Here is a 17,621-nt window from a genome sequence, read left to right as displayed (position 1 = left end):
CTAAACGAGCATTCATCTGATCTTTGTGCTCAAATCTTTGCGCTCAAAGCGATGACAGCTTAAGGCCGACCCACTTCTCCACTCATTCTCTAGCCATGTCACGATTTACCTGGAAGCTTTCTAACGTTAACCGCTGGGGCAAACAGCTTCAAAAATTGCCCATTATTTTCTTTTTGATTTGTGCCTTGGTGTTCTTTGCCTTCAGCAATTCCAGTAAGCCGCGTGTATTGGTACTGAGCAGCTATGCCACAGACTTTGCCTGGACGAAGGACATTAATGTGGGGCTAAGCTGGACTCTGGATAAGAAGCCTTACTCGATTCAGTATCACTACATGGATACGAAGCGGAATCCTGGTGCGGCTTACAAGGAGAAGGCAGGGCAATTGGCTCGGCGGCTCATTGAGCGCTGGGAACCAAATGTGATTATTTCGATCGATGATAATGCTCAAGAGTTTGTCGCCAAGTATTTCAATAATCACCCCAAGATTGATATTGTCTACAGCGGGGTGAATGCGGAAGCCAGCGCCTATGGATTTGACAAAGCCAGCAATGTGACGGGCATTTTGGAGCGGATTCCCTTCCTTTCCTTGAAAGAGATTTTTCTGCAAATCTTGCCACCCGATCGCCGTCGCATTGTTCACTATTCCGATGACTCGGAAACATCGGAAGCCATTCACCAAGAAATGGCAGATTTTGACTGGCGACCGATCGATCTGATCGAACACCGAAAAGTGGCCACCTTTGAAGAGTGGAAGCAATTTATCAAAAATTCCGGCAAAATTGCTGACTTTTTGCTGATCACGCACTACCACACGCTGCGCCGCTCCAGTACCGATGATACGGTGGTGTCGCCGAAGGAAGTGATGAAGTGGACGATCGAGAACTCACCAATTCCTGATATCGGATGTTGGGGATTTTATGTGGATGATGGCGGCATGTTGGCGGTTGGGATTTCGCCCTATGAGATGGGAGAAGTGGCCGGCAAAATGACAACGGAAATCTTGGAAAATCATCGTCGTCCCAGCGAAATTCCCAGCACGAAAAGCCAAAATTTTGTGATGTATATGCGGGAGTCGCGGCTCAAGCAATATGGCGTTGATCTCCCCAAGGTGTATAAGGACTTTGCCCACGCCACCAACCACTACTACCAATAGGCTGGCTGAGTCATCGGGGGCTTGAGCAATCAGGAAATTCAGTTGGGGTTTAGGGGATCCGAGTCACGGCCCCTAAACCCCTTTAATTTTGTAATTTCGGGTTGTAATTTTGGGTGTTTTGTCGAATCTTGGGCAGGTATTTAGGCTGGCGATGTGGGCCGACAGAGAACCTGCTCAGGTTCTGACAGCAGGTTCTTGCTCGGTTTGCTGGGTTAGCTCGACTGGCTGAGTTGTGTTCAGTTGCGTTCAGTTGTGCTCAGACCTGCTCACGCTAATGGTGTGACCTATTCAGGGCGGCCCATTCAGGGCGGCCAGCGAGGAATTTATGTTCAATCGCAGGGGGTTCTACGTAGAAGGTTGGTGATTAATTTTACTTTGATTGATCTGCTTGGCTTTGCTCTCCTTGCGTAGCAATGGCTTAGCCAGGATATGTTGAGGGCACTCTTTTGAATATTAATCTTGAAATCTCAAGCTTAATGTCAGTGTAATTTTATGCGCTTGGGTCAAGATCTTTCAGCCTGAGACTAGGTTCGATCATAAAAGCCCATTGAAATTAGGTGGATCTTGTTAGAACCTTAAAGATAATTGTTGACTGCAATTTTGAAATTCTGTGGAAAATTACAGACCATTTTTTGTGAAATCTTGATGATGTTGCTTGATTTTTCTGCGGATTTTGAACCAGGAAGATTGAACAGTCAAGGGAAGGCGATCGCGAATTTGAGAACAGGAGACTGAGGATCTTTTGCTGTCTTGCTGGGTGCAGCTTGGAGCGATTGACCAGCACCCCTGACTCTGTTCCTGGGCAATGGACGCTGGGTAAGATGAAGGTGGGGGTAAACACTCGCATCGCATTTCGCTAGCTGCGGATTCATGGCTGAAGACGAATCAAAGTCATGGTGGCCGCTGCTAAACCTACATTTTGAGTGTGTCTCTCTGAGGTTGTTTGTGAACCGCTGGCGTTGGAGTTGGAATCCGGCTCGCTGGAAAATTGCGCCCAAGCTGTCGGCGGCTTTGTTGGCTGCGTCGCTGCTGCCAATGAGTCTGACGGCGTTTTATAACCTTCGCCAAAGCCTGTATACGGTCAAAATGGCGGAGTACAAAAATCTGGAGCTGTTGGCAAAAAGTGTGGCGGCCCGACTGGATCAGTTGCTGATTGATACGCAACGGGTGGGGATTCAGATGGCCAGTGCGCGGGACATTGTGCAATTTGCAGGGTCGGTAGCAGCCAAGGAACCTCCGGAAAAACAGAATTATTGGCGAATCTTGGCGGCTGAGGCGATCGCGAATGTTCGCAATTCCAATCCTGATTATTTTTCAGTGTTTCTGCTCGATCGCACGGGACGTTGTTTGGTTTCAACGAATCCCAGCAACATTGGCAAGTCCTACGCCTTTCGCAATTACTTCCAAGAAGCGCGCCAAGGCAAACTCTACATTTCGGAATGGACGGTGGGATCCACCACGGGTCAGCCGGGGATTTTCCTTTCGGTGCCGGTGGTGGCCAAGGGCACGCGCAATTTGCTGGGCGTGGTGGTGATTAAGCTGCGATCGGAGGCGGTGGGCCGCTTGCTCACCAGCTTGAACCAAAAGGAAGGCGGCTCTGCTTTCTTGGTCGATCAAAACGGAATTGTGATTGCCCATACGGATCGGCGTTGGGTCTATCGCAGCTTGTTGCCTTTGTCGCCTGTGCAGTTGCGCACGATCGACCCGAAAGTCCAGTTTGGCCTCGATCGAATTGAAAGTTTGAATTTGCCGGTGTTGGCGCGATCGCTGCAATTGCCCTCTGCCCCCACGGCTGCATCATCGGCGGTTCCATTGCCCCCCATTACGCCCACCGCCACCCCAAACCAGTCAACGATGGAGCTGGGCCCGCCATCCTTCGGTAACATTGCCTATCGATCTCCCTTCACGGGCAAAACGGAAATCGTGGGTATGTCGGCTTTGGATATGCGGCCCTGGCGTTTGGCAATCACGGAGCCAGAGTCGGTTTTTGTCACGCCGCTGAATGCGCTGGCCCATCGCACCACGGCCAGTGTGTTTCTGGTGGGGGGAGCGGTGGCCCTGCTGGCCCTGGCCCTAGCCCGGAGTATTGTGCGGCCTTTGCACTTGCTCACCCGTGCGGCTCAGGAATTGCGGATGGGACAGTTTGACCGGGCCCATGTGGACATTCAGGGCACTGATGAGCTGGGTTTGTTGGCGGCCACCTTTAACCAAATGGTTTCCGGTTTGCGGGAGCGGGAACGGGAGCTGAATATTTTTGGGCGAATGGTGTCGCCTGTGGTGCGCGAACAACTATTGCGGGGTGGGGTGGAGCTAGGCGGGCAAACCTGCTGGGTTTCGGTGTTATTTTCCGATATTCGGGGATTTTCGACCCTTTCCGAGCAGTTGGATCCCCAGGGGGTGGTGGAATTTTTAAATGAATATATGACGGCGATGACGGAGGCCGTTGCGCCCTGGGGCGGCTATATCAATAACTTCATTGGCGATGCGATCGTGGTGGTATTTGGCGCGCCCGTGCCCCAGCCGGATGCGGAGTGGTGTGCGGTGTCGGCGGCGTTGGCCATGCGCGATCGCCTGGCGGAGTTGAATGAACATCGGCGCGCCCGCGGCCAGGTACCGATCCAAAGCGGTATCGGCATTGGCACCGGTCAGGCGGTGGCGGGTCAGATTGGCTCGCTCGATCGCCTGATTTACACCGTCATTGGGGACGCGGTGAACATTGCTGCCCGTCTGGAAACCCTGACCAAACAGTTTCCGGACTATCCCATTTTGATTAATGAAACCACCGCCAAGGCCCTGCGTAACTATCCAGAGGTGGTGCTCCATTCTCTCGGCCCACAGCGTTTGAAAGGTCGCCATGAGCCGGTGGAGGTTTATGCACCGATGCGGGCTGAAAGTGTGGTGAGCAGCGGCTCGGCGCGATCAATCGATTTGGCGGGCGATTTGCCCAGCGATCTGGCGGGCGATCTGACGAGCGATCGACCACAGCATCGCCAATCTGCCCCCAGTTAACCCAGGAGCACCATCCAGGCGATCGTCCACACGATTTAGACCAATTTAGACTAATAGCGGTCAGCGTTTCCCTTGCCAGAGTCGCCCCTAGATCGGGTGGCGCAAAACGCGGATCAGCGTGCCCTGGGGCGGCAGATTTTCCGGCCGCAGGGTCATGGTTTCCGTGTTCAAGGTTTGGATGTCGTAGCCGCTCATCAAGTTCAAGAAGGCCTCTAGTCCATCCAGATCGCATTGGCTATCGGCCGCCGCCGTGCGGTATTGGCTGGGGATCACCACCTTGGGTTGCAACGACTCGATCGCCCGTTTTGCTTCCTCAGCGTTATAGGCCTTCGCCCCGCCGCCCACCGGCACAATGGCCACATCGGGCCGCCCCATCAGAATTTTTTCTTCCACTCCCAAAGGAGCCGCAATGCCGCCCAAGTGCAGGATGGAGATGCCCCCCTGCTTCCAGCGCCAAACCACATTGTCGCCAAATCGCCGCCCCCCAAACCGATCGTGGGCGGTGCGAATGCCTTGGAATTGGTTACCGCGAAACTCAAACGTTCCTGGCTCAAACAGCAAACTGGGATTGCCCGGCAGATTGCTGACAAATCCCTCATCAAGCAGTTGGCTGCTGATGGTCACGAGGTCGGCGGTGAAATTGGGCGATCGATAACCAGCAGTGCAACCCAGGGTGTTGAAAGGATTAGTCAGAATCCGCAGCCCACCCCCGGTGAAGGCAAAGCAAGTGTGGCCCAAGGACTGAATCGTTAAGCCATCGGCGGCTTGGGCTGAGGTTGCACGGCTCCCGATCGCACTGGCCAGGGCGGCCCCTGCACCCATCAGGCCATATCGCAGAATTTGCCGCCGATTGATCCACCGATCCATAAAATTCCTCGCACCGTTTGAGATTGATTAGGGATTGAATTGATTAGAGACTGAGTTGATCTGAATTTGAATGGGAACTTCAGGGACGCTTTGGGAAATCGTGTTGAAAAATCCCTTTGGGAAACGCTCTGAAAACTCTTTGGATGAACTCTGTGGATGAACTCTTTGGGTAAATTTTTGGGGTGAACTTCTGGGGTGAACTTTTTGGGAACGCTTTGCATACTCATCAGAGCGATCGAATCGACGTGATCGACCCGATCGACCGCAGAAACCAGGAGCCAGGATGCTCAGGATTCTTAGACCAAAGCGGCGGATTGGTGGAACTGGGCCACCGCCGTCAGCCAATTCGAGAGCAGTTGCTTACCGGCATTGGTCAGAATACTTTCGGGATGAAACTGAACCCCTTCAATGTGGGGATAGTCCCGATGGCGTACGCCCATAATGGTTCCGTCAGCCACCCAAGCGGTAATTTCTAACTGTTCCGGGCAGCTTTCTCGCTCAATGACCAAACTATGATAGCGAGTCGCGGTCATGGGAGATTCAAGGCCCTGAAAGACTCCCACATTGCGATGCTCGATCGGGGAGGTTTTGCCATGCATCAGTTCCGGCGCACGCACCACCTTGCCCCCAAATACTTGGCCAATACTTTGGTGACCCAAACAAACTCCAAACACCGGCAGAGTTGGCCCCAACTCCCGAATGATATCTAGGGAAATTCCCGCTTCGTCCGGTGTGCCGGGGCCGGGCGAAATGGTGATGCCATCGGGCTTTAGTTCCCGAATTTGATCCAGGGTGATCTTATCGTTGCGAAAAACCTGAATATCCCGAGCGATCGGGTGGGTTTGGCCCAACTCGCCAAAGTATTGAACGAGGTTGTAAGTGAAACTGTCGTAGTTGTCGATGACAAGGACGGTCATGGCGGGCGATCGGGAAGGGATGCAGTGCCAGAAGCGATCGGGCGATCGCCATTCTGAACCTAGGGTTTAACTATACCGGCATCGGCTTCGATCGACACGGACTCTTTGGCCAGTGGCTCCGGACACAAGGGCCCATCGCCTCCAGCGCCCAACCCCCCTGAACACCCGAGGCAATTGGTTTTCGGTCAGCGACCCACAGGCAATCCGAGATTGACATCAATGATTGGCATCCATGATTGACATCAATTTCGCGCCCCTCCTATGGCTTTAAATGCCTTGCCCAACAACCTTGGCTATTCTTTTCCCAGCGGTTCTCCTCGCCACCATTGCAACGTTAGCGACGACCTCCTGACGGCCACAATTTCCCGATCAACAAACCAATCACAAATACCGCCAATTCATAGCCACCAACTAGACCCAACAACACCAGAAAAACCGCAAAAACACCCACAGCCGGATAATCAACGGTCATCTTTTTAGATAAAAGTTGGGTGCGATACCGTTCATAGGATTGTGAATAGGCCTCCGGGGTAAGGGATAAACCCTTTTGATAATCCTGTTGGCTGACCTTCAGAAATAACTGGCTGAATCCTCCTGTCACGAGCAACAACACAATCAGCTTGGCCAAGAGCCGATTTCTAGTCGATGTTTGAAAAGTAATGGTGTTGGCGGCTGCAACCGTAACTGGATAATTGGTTGAATTGCCTGATGGATTATTTCCTGGATGATTTGTAGGATTTTCAGGAATGTTTGCGGAAGTGTTTTTGGGAGTGTTTTCGGGAATATTTTCGGGCTGATTATCTGCGTTGGAACGGTCATTCGTCATCGATCGATCCCCCCATCTTGATTCAACTGAGCGGTGAGCGGCTGAGTTGTCATCTCGAGTCATCCTCTACGGTTATCCCCTGGCCGCACAAAATTGGCCAAGCTTTTTAGAATGGGAGATGGTTCCCGCTCATCCTTGCCTCCCTGAAACAGTGCTATGACCCTTGCCCTGCCTAATCCTCAGCCCCGATCGCCCATTCCCGATCGCCCGCCAGTTATTCAACTCTCCGAGATTTACAAAATCTATGGCAGCGACAACACTGAGGTACGCGCCTTGAATGGGGTCAACTTGGTGGTGGAAAGTGGTGAATATTGCTCAATTATGGGCGCATCGGGTTCCGGCAAATCCACCATGATGAACGTGATTGGTTGCCTCGATCGCCCCAGTTCTGGGCGCTATCAGCTCGATGGCATTGACGTGGCCGAATTGAACGAAAAAGACCTAGCCACGGTGCGCAATCGCAAGCTGGGGTTTGTGTTTCAGCAATTTCACCTGCTGCCCCAACTGAGCGCCCTGGAAAATGTCATGTTGCCGATGGTCTATGCGGGTGTGCCCAGCGGGGAGCGACGACAGCGGGCCCTGGATGCTTTGGGCCGCGTGGGTTTGGGGAATCGGGTGAATAATCGACCCAACCAACTGTCTGGGGGGCAGCAACAGCGGGTGGCCATTGCACGCGCGATTGTGAACCGCCCGATCGTGCTGTTGGCCGACGAACCAACCGGCGCACTGGACACCAAAACCACCCAAGAAGTGCTGGATATTTTTGAAGAATTAAACCAGAGCGGCATGACTGTGGTGATGGTGACCCACGAACCGGAGGTGGCCCGTCGGACTCATCGTGTGGTTTGGTTTCGGGATGGGCAGGTTTTGCACGATCGCCTCCATCCCGAAGATTTAGGACAAGTGACCGCCGTTGCTTAAAGGGCTGGATCCATCAGCGATCGTGACGATTCATTCTATCAAGAAAGCCAAAGAAATCGACCTTCCCTAAATCTGGGGCTGAGGTTCCTCAAAAAGCTTTAGCCAAACTGCCAGTTCCGGAGGAATTTCGCGTCGTTTGCGAGTTTCTTGGTCAATGCAAACATGGCGCGTGAATGCCTGCGCCGTGTGAAAATCCCGCTGCGATCCTTCAAAAAAGAATTCATATTCACATCGAAATTCGCTTTCTTGGATGGCATAAACTCGCATCACAATTTCCAGGCGATCGCCACAGGACATGGGCTGAAAAAATTTCGCTCCCGTTTCTACAATTGGCATTACCCAAGGCTGCGATCGACTGAAAAAATGTTTGGCATTAACCCCTGAAGCCATCAGCGAGGTTTCATAGACTTCGTGGGCCCATTCCAATAGCCGCGAAAAATACATTACCCCTGCGGCATCGGTTTCGCCAAAGCGAACGGTACGATGATAGGTAAAAGCCATGAATGATAATTTGAATTGATTAATATGAATAATAAATTGAATTGATTAAATTAAACGTCAGTCTGAATGGCTGCGGGATGGCTAATATTTAAGGGTGCGATCGCTGGGAGACTCGGATGGCTCGATCAATGTGGCGGTTGGCGGTCATGGAATTCACTCCGGCTTTAACTGGCGAGGAAATTGGTTGAGCCAAGGGAATAGCCGCTGGGGAACAACAACTTCGGTTCGATCGCGCCCTTGTCCCTCATCGTATCGGCACTTTAGCGGCTTTAGGGGTTGACATTCCGTGGGTTTAGTATTGCTCAACTCACAGACTGCTACAAACTATCGAAAATCAGATTTTGAAGAAAGCATAAGATACCTGTCATTGCTTGAAACTGCATGATACGGTATTCGGAGTTGGAACTTCAAAAGTGTGTTTAGAAATGCAGGCAAGTAAGCATGAATGAACTGCCAGAGCAAGACGCTGAAGATCTATATTCTCAATATCTACAGCAACAGCCGGTAGAAACGCAACAGGAAGGAGATGATCTAAAAGAATACCTTCTTGAAATAGAAGAACGATTGGATAAATTGGAAAATCAATTTGAAAAACTAGAAAATATAGTCAGGAAGATTGCTAGCAAGTTGAAATAGTTCTTGTGAAGCAATTCATGATTTTGCGGGACAAGTATTGCCTAACTAGTAGGGTGGGCAATGTTATACCTACAGCCCGTACTGAAGCAGTTTGATCATGTTTCGGGAACGGGTGATTATTGTTTTGAGGGTGATTGCTGCCCTGTTTGACCGATACCCTATTGTTACCCTACGATAAAACGCCGACTAGAATTGGCAATAGTGCCTCTAAATCGGCTGGAACTCGATATAAATTTAAATCTTGAATAACCTGGCTATTGGTTCGATCGAACAAACCAAATTGCCAAATCGTTCCCGTTGAAACAGCTCCATAGAGCAGCGGTGCATCCGACTCTAGCCACCGATCGAGCGCAATCATCTCGATCGCCAATTGCAAGAATCCTCGCTCCAAATCTTCATTTTTCGCTTCAATCACCAAAAATCTCGTCTGAGTTTCTAATAAATAATCTAGCGATCCTTTTAGTTGCGGACTCACTGCGATCGGGTATTCCACATTTAATGTCGCTTCGGTATAGTGCAACACCTCCATCAATACCGGCGCAATCAAGAATTCCCGCCGTGCCATTTCGCTATTCAAGCTGATGCGCGGCAGGCTTTCTAGGATGCGTGACTTTAAATCCCCCAGGCGATCGAGTTTTCCTGAATAGCTAGGTAGCGTCAATAGTTGTCGATCGAGCGCCACATTGAAATAGCTCAAGATATCTTGAGGCGCAAAGTTGAGCTTGAAATAATCCGCAAAGCTATAGGCGCGATCAGGCTGAATAATTGGCAGTTTGGGCATAGTTTTGAGCGATTGATTGTGGAACGTTGACTTAAAGATAGCGAATCTCAGGTGATAATTGCTAGATAAATTACATTCTGCTGCCAAGTTATGGATTATATCAAGACTGACTGAAAATGAAAATCATTATTATCAATGAAAATATGTTCATATTTTTTATTATTTGAGCTATGATGCTAAATGAGCTTCATTAGCCACTTCGCTCAACTCAAGTACTTATATCAATGTCTCATCAACATTCCCATAGCCACCATAGCCATTCCCACAACGAGCATGACCACGAAAACACTGACTACCATCGCGCATTCATCGCAGGTCTGGTTCTAAATAGTGGCTTTGTCCTAATCGAGTTTGTTTTCGGATTGTTAGCAAACTCCGTTGCATTGATTGCGGATGCGGGGCATAACTTGAGCGATGTTTTAGGACTACTCCTTGCGTGGATTGCAAGCTTGTTAGCTCATCGGCAACCCTCCGCTCGATATACCTACGGATGGCGAAAATCGTCTATTTTGGCTGCATTCCTAAATGCTGTTTTCTTATTGGTGGCAACCGGAGGCATTGTTTGGGAAGCCATTCAGCGCTGTATCAATCCCGGCGAAGTTCAAGGGGCAACCATTATTGGTGTTGCTACGGCTGGGATTTTAATTAATACCGGTACTGCCCTGATGTTCCTGTCAGGACGTAAGGGTGATATGAATATCCGCGCTGCATTTCAACACATGGCAGCGGATGCACTAGTGTCGGTTGGCGTTGTTTTGGCGGGTATTGGCATTTTGTGGACGCATTGGCTGTGGCTTGATCCAGCTTTCAGTTTGTTGATCAGTGCTTTGATTATTTTTAGTACCTGGGGTTTATTAAAAGATTCTTTTCATCTAGCTATTGATGGAGTTCCCAACAGTATTGATGAGCGAGCTGTGCGTGCATATTTATCTGAGCGCCCTGGTGTGACCCAGATGCATGATTTACATATCTGGAGCATGAGCACACGAGAAACCGCATTGACGGCTCACTTGGTCACGCCTGCGGGACACCCTGGCGATGAATTTCTGACACAAATTTGCCAGGATTTACATAAAAACTTCGGTATTCGGCACACTACACTACAAATTGAAGTGGCTGACTCTAATCAGATCTGTCCTCTTGAAACTATGTGCCAAATTGATCATTCAATTTCGAGCAAAAATCACTTGAAAAGGAGTGAATAAATATCAGTTTCAATCAGGGATGTACTATCCCGTGACATAAGCAACTTGGGCTGTTTCTAGGATTTCCTTTCGGCGAATCCAGCTATGGCTTTGCTCAATTGATTTTTTGGTCAATAGATCAACTTTTCGTCCTAGCAACATCTGTAGTTCACGCTTCATCTGAACTAGCTCTAAAATTCCCCAAGTTGAACTGTCTTCAAAACTGACCATGACATCAATATCACTGTCTGGTCGGAAGTCGTCTCGTAGCACAGACCCCAAAAACGAAAACTCTTGAATCTGCCATTTTTGGCAAAAGGCGATCAGTGCCTGCTGAGGAATCTGAATCTTCAACGGCTGCTTCAACATACCTTTGTCTTGCCGGTGGTTTGAGGGTTCAGCGATATAGTCCGTTATACCAGCTCCTCGATTCAACCATTCGTTGGCATCCGGCTTAACCATTGCAGGCTGAATTAAAAGGTCTGCCCATTCGCGCATCGCGATCGATTTGGACGATCGCCCCGTGGGCCCTTGCTGTCGCTTTGAGCACCGTCCGTTGGACTTCCTAGAATGGAAGATAAGCACCGGAACGCTTTGAGAGGCTCGTACACCGTGGTTGCAACTGTCCCCAATTCTTACGAAGACCGCACCCAATCGATCGCCCGTGAACTGATTCAAGCCACCCAAACGAAAAAAGGCTTCCTGGCCCAAATGCGCGACCAGATGAAGCTCGATGACAAGCTGATGGATTGGACGATGAGCAATCCTGGCTTGAAAGTGCAATTGTTTCGGTTCATCGACTGCCTGCCCGCGTTGCAATCGAACCCCGAAATTGCGGCTCACCTGCGGGAATATCTGACCACGGAAGAGGTCGAGCTACCCGACTTGCTGAAAGGGTTGCTGAATTTTTCCGATCCCGGTTCAATGCCTGGCCAGGTGGCAGCCACGACTGTCAGCACGGCCGTGAAGACCTTGGCCCAGAAGTACATTTCCGGGGAGACGATCGAGCAGGCGATTCGGACGATCGAGCGGTTGCGGAAGGACAAAATGGCCTTCACCGTCGATCTGCTCGGGGAGGCGGTGATCACGGAGGTGGAGGCCCAGCAGTACCTCGATCGCTACCTGGATTTGATGGAACAGTTGGCGACGGCGGCCCAGCGCTGGCCGACGATCGCCCAGATTGACGAGGCGGACGGTCAGCCCCTGCCCAAGGTGCAAGTGTCCGTGAAGTTGACGGCGTTCTATTCCCAGTTTGACCCGCTGGATGTGGCGGGATCCCAGGCGAAAACGGCCGATCGGGCGCGGGTGTTGCTGCGGCGGGCCAAGGAATTGGGCGCGGCGGTGCACTTCGACATGGAGCAATACAAATATAAGGATGCGACGTTGGCGGCGTTGAAAGCGGTGTTGATGGAGCCGGAGTTTCGCGATCGCACCGATATTGGCCTGACGTTGCAAGCCTATTTGCGCGATTCCTACGCCGATTTGCAGGGCGTGGTGGCCTGGGCGAAGGAGCGCGGCACGCCCGTGACCGTGCGGCTGGTGAAGGGAGCCTATTGGGATCAGGAAACGATCCAATCGGTGCAAAAGGATTGGCCCCAGCCGGTGTTCAACGACAAGGCGGCGACCGATGCCAACTACGAAGCGATGACTCAACTGCTGCTGGAGAGCCATGCTCACTTGTATGCGGCGCTGGGAACCCACAACGCCCGATCGGCTGCGAAGGCGATCGCGGTGGCGGAAAAGGTGGGCGCACCCCGGCGGGCCTTTGAGCTGCAAGTGCTCTATGGGATGGCGGACAAACTGGGCAAAACCCTGGCGGATAAAGGCTATCGGGTGCGGGTCTATTGCCCCTACGGCGACTTGATCCCCGGCATGGCTTACCTGATTCGGCGGCTGTTGGAGAACACGGCAAATTCGTCGTTTTTGCGCCAAAGCAGCCTCGGGGAGCGGGAACTAAACGAGCTGGCCGCCGCGCCGCAGCCGAATGATGCGGTCTATGAAACGGCGGTGCCCTTCGCGAATGCGCCGGATACGGACTATTCGCGGCCCCAGTTGCGCGATCCGGCCCTGGCGGCGATCGCCCAGGTTCGCAGTCAATTGGGCCAGCTTTACCGGCCGTTGATTGCCGGTCGGTGGGTAGACACGGCGGCCACCGTCAATTCGGAAAATCCCTCGAAGCCCCAGGAGCTAATCGGCAAGGTGGGGCTGGCCAGCATTGAGCAGGCCGACGAGGCGATCGCGGCGGCCAAGGCGGCCTTCCCGGCCTGGAAAGCCACACCGGCCAAGGAACGGGCGGCAATCCTGCGCAAGGCGGCTGACCTGATGGAAGCGCGGCGGGCGGAGTTGTCCGCTTGGGTGTGCTTGGAAGTGGGCAAAGCCTTGCGCCAAGCGGATCCCGAAGTGTCCGAGGCGATCGACTTTTGCCGCTACTACGCCGACGAAATGGAGCGGCTGGAGGCGGGCGTGGCCTACGACTACCCCGGCGAAACCAATCGCTACCACTACCAACCGAAGGGAATCACGTTGGTGATTTCGCCCTGGAATTTCCCCCTGGCGATCCCCGTGGGGATGACCGTGGCTTCGCTGGTGACGGGCAATTGCACGATCCTGAAACCCGCCGAAACCTCCTCGGTAATCGCCGCCAAATTCATCGAAATTCTGGTGGAAGCGGGCATTCCCGATGGCGTGCTGCAATACGTCCCGGCACGTGGCTCAACGGCGGGGGCGCACATGGTCAAGCACCCGGATGTCCACACGATCGTCTTCACCGGCTCCCAGGAAGTGGGCTGCTGGATCTATGCGAACGCGGCGATTTTGCAACCGGGTCAGAAGCACCTGAAGCGGGTGATCGCGGAGATGGGCGGCAAAAATGCGATCGTCGTGGATGAGAGCGCCGACTTGGATCAGGCGGTGCAGGGCGTGGTGGATTCGGCCTTTGGCTACAGCGGCCAAAAGTGCTCGGCTTGTTCCCGGGCGATCGTGCTTGCGCCGATTTACGAGGCGTTTGTGGAGCGGCTGGTGGAGGCGGTCAAGTCCCTAAACATTGGCCCGGCGGATGATCCGAGCGTCAAGGTGGGGCCGGTGATTGATGGCACATCCCAGGCTCGCATCCGTGACTACATCGCCAAGGGCAAGGCGGAATCGACGCTGGCGATCGAGTTGCCGGCCCCCGAGAGTGGCTATTTTGTGGGGCCGACGGTGTTTCGCGATGTGCCCCCGACGGCAGCGATCGCCCAGGAGGAGATCTTTGGGCCGGTGCTGGCGGTGATCAAAGCGGAGACGTTCGATCAGGCGCTGGCGATCGCCAACGGGACGCAATTTGCTCTCACGGGGGGTCTCTATTCGCGCACGCCATCACACATTGATCGGGCGGCCCGGGAGTTCGAGGTGGGTAACTTATATATCAACCGGAACATTACGGGGGCGATCGTGGCGCGGCAACCGTTCGGCGGGTTCAAGCTCTCGGGGGTTGGCTCGAAGGCGGGCGGCCCAGACTATCTGTTGCAATTCCTGGAGCCGCGTGTGGTGACGGAAAACGTCCAGCGCCAGGGCTTTGCGCCAGTCGAGGGGTTTGAATAGTTCACAAATTCGGGGAGGAGTCGGTGCGATCGACTCCTCCCTATACTCAACTCTGCTTCAGAGATTAAACTAAATTAAACAAATTGCTTATCCGCAGAGTGGTAGTGCTGTAATCTGGCAACAATGCATGAGTCAGTCCGTAGGGCGGGCACTGCCCACCGAATAACTGCTTCATGGTATCTGCGATCTGACGTACCAATCGTTTTAGGGAAAGGCTGTATGCAAAATTTTAAAACCACTGAATCCACAAAACAGTTAGTTGGCAAGTTGAAAGAAGGTCTAAAAATTGCTTTTATTGGAGAAGTAAATACTGGAAAGTCATCCACAATAAATGCAATCACTGGTGAAGAAATAGCGATAGTCTCCATTGTGACAGGCTCGACAGTAACCAATGATGAATATGAAGCTCCTACCCTCTCTAAGGCTATTAGGTTAATTGATACACCAGGATTAAGAGCACCTGGGGTAGATGCTGCTCTTTATAGAGGAGCAGACTTCATTATCTATTTTGTTAATGCTTCTGCTGGCTGGACGGCAAGTGCTAAAACTGACTTTTTCTTGCTAAAAGAGATTTATGGATCTCACATTGCCATTGCTATTTCCAAAGTAGACACCGTTGTCCCAGCAGATGATTGGCTTAAAATAAGAGACCAAATCAAAAGAGACCTGGGATCTCTCTCTCCCAATATTATTGGAATTTGCAGCTTACCAGGAAAGGAGATTGGTATTGAAGAGTTAAAAGAGGAGATTTCTAAGGGTCTAGAAGATTCCCAAAAAGCTTTTCTGTTTAATTTAATTTTGAGAAGCAAGTCAAAAGACTGCGACAGCATCATTCGCGAAACGATGTTCAAAGTAGCTTCTCTTGCTGCTTCAGGTATCCCAATTCATGAAATACCAAAGTTTGATGAAGAAATTATTCAGATGATTCAGAAAATCATCTTGGCTTGTCAAGCCATAACTAATCTTTCACAGGATGACCTTGAAGATTCAGAACTGAGAGCGAAAAATTTTTACAGTGAATTTCATCAAGAGTTAGGGTGGAAGTTTGATTTTGTAAAATGGGGGTCTGGTGTCTTGAAAGCCGCAGGAGGGCTTGCAGGAACAGTGATAGTACCTGGCTTTGGAACAGCAACTGGCTATGGTGTTGGGATTTCCATGCAAGTGGTATGTTATTTGGCTTGCGCTTACATGATCGGACTCAGAGCCAAAAAGCTTTATTCTGACAACTCCAGAGTTCCATTAAACGAGCTAGAAAGCCTTGCAAAGAAGATGGTTAAAGGTCTCATTTCTGAGAAAAATGTAGAGAACTTTATTCGTCGATTTACAACTGAGCTATAGATCTTAGTAAGCGAGTAGGGTAGGCAATGCCCGCCACTCCCTCATGAATAGGAATCAACTTTACAACCCTTATCTAAAATGATGGACATGTCATAATTCTGGGTGAAGTGGAAATAATGAGCTAAATGGAAATTCCGATCGAGCGTATTGCTGAACTGTGCGATCGCTGGCAAATCACCGAATTTGCCCTCTTTGGCTCAGTCTTGCGCGACGACTTTCGCCCCGACAGCGACATCGATGTATTAGTCAGCTTTGCCCCCAACGCTCAACGGGGACTCACGGAAACCCTGCAAATCCGTGATGAGCTAGGAGCACTATTCGGCCGTCCCGTTGACTTGTTGGTAAAAGCCGCGATCGAGCGCAGCGACAACTGGTTACGCCGCCAAAACATCCTCAACACTGCAAAAGTGATTTATCGTTCACCTATTGCCAGTCAGTTTGAATGCAAGTAATACTGGACTAGCTAGAGATATCAATTCTCGCACCCAGAATTGCAAATGAGTACAGCCTTTTCGCGTCTAGAGCTTCAGAGGATTGCCAAGGATCATAGACTGCTTTTATGGTCAATCCTTGCGGGTTTGATTGCCATCCTGGTTCGTTTCCTCATAGGAGATGAACTAACGAGCTGGATCTTATATTTAGCAGCAGGAATATTTCAGGTAGTTGCACTATACAAGCTAGGAAGATCTCTTAAGCTTTCAATCGTGTGGATGACTTTGCTCGTAATTGGTTTGTTCATCCCACTCCTAGGCTTGTTAATCCTTCTGCTTGTACATGACAAAGCAATGAAAGCCATGAAATCCGCTGGTGTCCCAGTAGGATTCATGGGCGCTGACCCAAATTCTATCGAGTAGAACAGAAGCTTTCTGAATTTCTTCAGCCTCAATCAAAATATCTTCCAATCGTTCTGTAAAACTTCCAGGCAGTCCACGCCATCACTCAGCACTGTCCGAAACACCCAATCTGGAGCGTTGACCATGCCAGCCTCCCCGATCGCCCACAACTTAACCGATAAAGACGCGATACTGATGCGATCGCTGGCTGGGCAATCACGCCATCCTCACCTGGCTCAAATCGCGATCGCCCTGCGCGACAACCTGGTCAAGATTTACGGCGATCGCCTAGCCCACCTCATCCTCTTTGGTTCCCAAGCCCGAGGCGATGCCAAACCAGACTCCGATCTCGATTTGCTGATTGTTCTGCGCGACCAGAAAGCCAAAATCGATCGCCTGCAAGAACAAGAACGAACCCAGTTCATCACCGATCTTTGTCTAGACTATGAATTAGTCATCTGCCCCATTTTCTGGCTAGAGCATCAGCTAGATTGGAAACACCATCCACTCCTACAAAATATCAAAGCCGACGGAATTCCACTGATCAATGTCTAGCGAGATTATTGACCGAATCCAAAAAGCCTGTGACAGCCTACGCGCGGCCCAATTATTGCTAGGCGAAGGGCTTCCAGATTTTGCAATGTCAAGAGCCTATTACACAATGTTCTACGTTGCAGAAGCCTTTCTAATTTCTCGGGATTTTCGATTTTCTAGCCACTCAGCGACTATTAGTGCCTTTGGGCGCGAGTTCATTAAACCCAAAGAATTACCCGTTGAATTTCATCAGTTTTTATTGCAAGCATTTCAGTCTCGGGCCATCGGAGATTATGGCGCTTGTGGCTCAATTGAAATCGAAGAAGCACAAATTCATATTGAGCGTGCGCAAAAGTTCATTGATTTAGCAAACAATTATTTTCAGGTTGAACCCGATCCAGATAAGTAACAAGAGTCTTGCACTTCGTCTACAAAACTTCTAGAAGGCACGCACCGCCTCCCGTAGCACAATGTCTTTCAGGTAGGGTCGCAGCGACTGTGACGATGCCAACCTCCCCGATCGCCCAGGAACTCACCGATT

16 protein-coding genes are annotated in these 17,621 nt (G+C 51.0%); 10 read left to right on the top strand and 6 right to left on the bottom strand.

Annotated features, from left to right (window positions below):
- The first annotated feature begins 95 nt into the window (after window positions 1-95).
- Window positions 96-1,154: an ABC transporter substrate-binding protein gene (locus AMR42_RS02775; RefSeq protein ID WP_099531952.1), complete on the top strand. Its 1,059-nt coding sequence runs from the start codon at window positions 96-98 to the stop codon at window positions 1,152-1,154.
- A gap of 945 nt (window positions 1,155-2,099) precedes the next feature.
- Complete coding sequence (locus tag AMR42_RS02770) at window positions 2,100-4,163, top strand: adenylate/guanylate cyclase domain-containing protein (protein WP_158234328.1); 2,064 nt, start codon at window positions 2,100-2,102, stop codon at window positions 4,161-4,163.
- 87 nt (window positions 4,164-4,250) lie between these two features.
- Here the strand turns inward: AMR42_RS02770 and AMR42_RS02765 are convergent, their stop codons facing one another.
- The 3 genes from AMR42_RS02765 to AMR42_RS02755 all read right to left on the bottom strand — a co-directional run bounded on the left by AMR42_RS02765 (window position 4,251) and on the right by AMR42_RS02755 (window position 6,773).
- Window positions 4,251-4,985 carry an MBL fold metallo-hydrolase gene (locus AMR42_RS02765; RefSeq protein WP_099532011.1) on the bottom strand — a complete coding sequence of 245 codons (735 nt, stop codon included), beginning with the start codon at window positions 4,983-4,985 and terminating at the stop codon, window positions 4,251-4,253.
- 341 nt (window positions 4,986-5,326) lie between these two features.
- Complete coding sequence (locus tag AMR42_RS02760) at window positions 5,327-5,947, bottom strand: aminodeoxychorismate/anthranilate synthase component II (RefSeq protein WP_099531950.1); 621 nt, start codon at window positions 5,945-5,947, stop codon at window positions 5,327-5,329.
- Window positions 5,948-6,281: 334 nt separating this feature from the next.
- Window positions 6,282-6,773, bottom strand: coding sequence for a hypothetical protein (locus AMR42_RS02755; RefSeq protein WP_099531949.1), 492 nt, complete (start codon window positions 6,771-6,773; stop codon window positions 6,282-6,284).
- A 156-nt stretch (window positions 6,774-6,929) separates the two neighbouring features.
- Here AMR42_RS02755 and AMR42_RS02750 point away from each other — a divergent pair, with 156 nt between their 5' ends.
- Window positions 6,930-7,694, top strand: coding sequence for an ABC transporter ATP-binding protein (locus AMR42_RS02750; protein ID WP_099531948.1), 765 nt, complete (start codon window positions 6,930-6,932; stop codon window positions 7,692-7,694).
- 66 nt (window positions 7,695-7,760) lie between these two features.
- Here AMR42_RS02750 and AMR42_RS02745 read toward each other — a convergent pair whose 3' ends face one another.
- Window positions 7,761-8,195 (bottom strand): thioesterase family protein, encoded by a 435-nt coding sequence (locus AMR42_RS02745; RefSeq protein WP_099531947.1) that lies wholly within the window; start codon window positions 8,193-8,195, stop codon window positions 7,761-7,763.
- A gap of 441 nt (window positions 8,196-8,636) precedes the next feature.
- Between AMR42_RS02745 and AMR42_RS02740 the strand changes: the two genes are divergently transcribed.
- The gene (locus tag AMR42_RS02740; protein WP_099531946.1) at window positions 8,637-8,831 is read left to right on the top strand and encodes a hypothetical protein; all 195 of its coding nucleotides are present in this window, start codon (window positions 8,637-8,639) and stop codon (window positions 8,829-8,831) included.
- 169 nt (window positions 8,832-9,000) lie between these two features.
- Here the strand turns inward: AMR42_RS02740 and AMR42_RS02735 are convergent, their stop codons facing one another.
- Window positions 9,001-9,612, bottom strand: coding sequence for a hypothetical protein (locus AMR42_RS02735; RefSeq protein ID WP_099531945.1), 612 nt, complete (start codon window positions 9,610-9,612; stop codon window positions 9,001-9,003).
- A 224-nt stretch (window positions 9,613-9,836) separates the two neighbouring features.
- On the opposite strand from AMR42_RS02735, the gene AMR42_RS02730 reads away from it, so the two are divergent.
- Window positions 9,837-10,817: a cation diffusion facilitator family transporter gene (locus tag AMR42_RS02730; protein WP_099531944.1), complete on the top strand. Its 981-nt coding sequence runs from the start codon at window positions 9,837-9,839 to the stop codon at window positions 10,815-10,817.
- A 24-nt stretch (window positions 10,818-10,841) separates the two neighbouring features.
- Here the strand turns inward: AMR42_RS02730 and AMR42_RS02725 are convergent, their stop codons facing one another.
- On the bottom strand, window positions 10,842-11,165 hold the full coding sequence (locus AMR42_RS02725; RefSeq protein ID WP_099532010.1) for a nucleotidyltransferase family protein: 324 nt from the start codon (window positions 11,163-11,165) through the stop codon (window positions 10,842-10,844).
- A gap of 243 nt (window positions 11,166-11,408) precedes the next feature.
- Here AMR42_RS02725 and pruA point away from each other — a divergent pair, with 243 nt between their 5' ends.
- The 5 genes from pruA (at window position 11,409) to AMR42_RS02695 (ending at window position 17,489) form a co-directional block, all read left to right on the top strand.
- Window positions 11,409-14,375 carry an L-glutamate gamma-semialdehyde dehydrogenase gene (gene pruA / locus AMR42_RS02720; protein ID WP_234406532.1) on the top strand — a complete coding sequence of 989 codons (2,967 nt, stop codon included), beginning with the start codon at window positions 11,409-11,411 and terminating at the stop codon, window positions 14,373-14,375.
- 219 nt (window positions 14,376-14,594) lie between these two features.
- Complete coding sequence (locus AMR42_RS02715) at window positions 14,595-15,713, top strand: GTPase domain-containing protein (RefSeq protein WP_158234327.1); 1,119 nt, start codon at window positions 14,595-14,597, stop codon at window positions 15,711-15,713.
- A 125-nt stretch (window positions 15,714-15,838) separates the two neighbouring features.
- Window positions 15,839-16,165: a nucleotidyltransferase family protein gene (locus AMR42_RS02710; RefSeq protein ID WP_099531941.1), complete on the top strand. Its 327-nt coding sequence runs from the start codon at window positions 15,839-15,841 to the stop codon at window positions 16,163-16,165.
- 525 nt (window positions 16,166-16,690) lie between these two features.
- Entirely contained in the window at window positions 16,691-17,101 is a 411-nt protein-coding gene (locus tag AMR42_RS02700; protein WP_199858064.1) for a nucleotidyltransferase domain-containing protein, read from the top strand.
- Window positions 17,094-17,489, top strand: coding sequence for a HEPN domain-containing protein (locus AMR42_RS02695; RefSeq protein ID WP_099531938.1), 396 nt, complete (start codon window positions 17,094-17,096; stop codon window positions 17,487-17,489). The genes AMR42_RS02700 and AMR42_RS02695 overlap by 8 nt, the downstream gene beginning before the upstream one ends.
- Window positions 17,490-17,621 lie beyond the last annotated feature (132 nt).

This window comes from Limnothrix sp. PR1529 (assembly GCF_002742025.1).
Taxonomy (GTDB): domain Bacteria; phylum Cyanobacteriota; class Cyanobacteriia; order CACIAM-69d; family CACIAM-69d; genus CACIAM-69d.
The sequence above is the reverse complement of the archived record's forward strand: the minus strand, read 5'-3'. Positions and strand labels throughout refer to the sequence as shown.

Coding starts and splice junctions, on each gene's coding strand:
- AMR42_RS02775 (WP_099531952.1), top strand. CDS start 96: ATGTCACGATTTACCTGGAAGCTTTCTAACGTTAACCGCTGGGGCAAA.
- AMR42_RS02765 (WP_099532011.1), bottom strand. CDS start 4,985: ATGGGTGCAGGGGCCGCCCTGGCCAGTGCGATCGGGAGCCGTGCAACC.
- AMR42_RS02760 (WP_099531950.1), bottom strand. CDS start 5,947: ATGACCGTCCTTGTCATCGACAACTACGACAGTTTCACTTACAACCTC.
- AMR42_RS02755 (WP_099531949.1), bottom strand. CDS start 6,773: ATGACGAATGACCGTTCCAACGCAGATAATCAGCCCGAAAATATTCCC.
- AMR42_RS02750 (WP_099531948.1), top strand. CDS start 6,930: ATGACCCTTGCCCTGCCTAATCCTCAGCCCCGATCGCCCATTCCCGAT.
- AMR42_RS02745 (WP_099531947.1), bottom strand. CDS start 8,195: ATGGCTTTTACCTATCATCGTACCGTTCGCTTTGGCGAAACCGATGCC.
- AMR42_RS02740 (WP_099531946.1), top strand. CDS start 8,637: ATGAATGAACTGCCAGAGCAAGACGCTGAAGATCTATATTCTCAATAT.
- AMR42_RS02735 (WP_099531945.1), bottom strand. CDS start 9,612: ATGCCCAAACTGCCAATTATTCAGCCTGATCGCGCCTATAGCTTTGCG.
- AMR42_RS02730 (WP_099531944.1), top strand. CDS start 9,837: ATGTCTCATCAACATTCCCATAGCCACCATAGCCATTCCCACAACGAG.
- AMR42_RS02725 (WP_099532010.1), bottom strand. CDS start 11,165: ATGTTGAAGCAGCCGTTGAAGATTCAGATTCCTCAGCAGGCACTGATC.
- AMR42_RS02715 (WP_158234327.1), top strand. CDS start 14,595: ATGCAAAATTTTAAAACCACTGAATCCACAAAACAGTTAGTTGGCAAG.
- AMR42_RS02710 (WP_099531941.1), top strand. CDS start 15,839: ATGGAAATTCCGATCGAGCGTATTGCTGAACTGTGCGATCGCTGGCAA.
- AMR42_RS02700 (WP_199858064.1), top strand. CDS start 16,691: ATGCCAGCCTCCCCGATCGCCCACAACTTAACCGATAAAGACGCGATA.
- AMR42_RS02695 (WP_099531938.1), top strand. CDS start 17,094: ATGTCTAGCGAGATTATTGACCGAATCCAAAAAGCCTGTGACAGCCTA.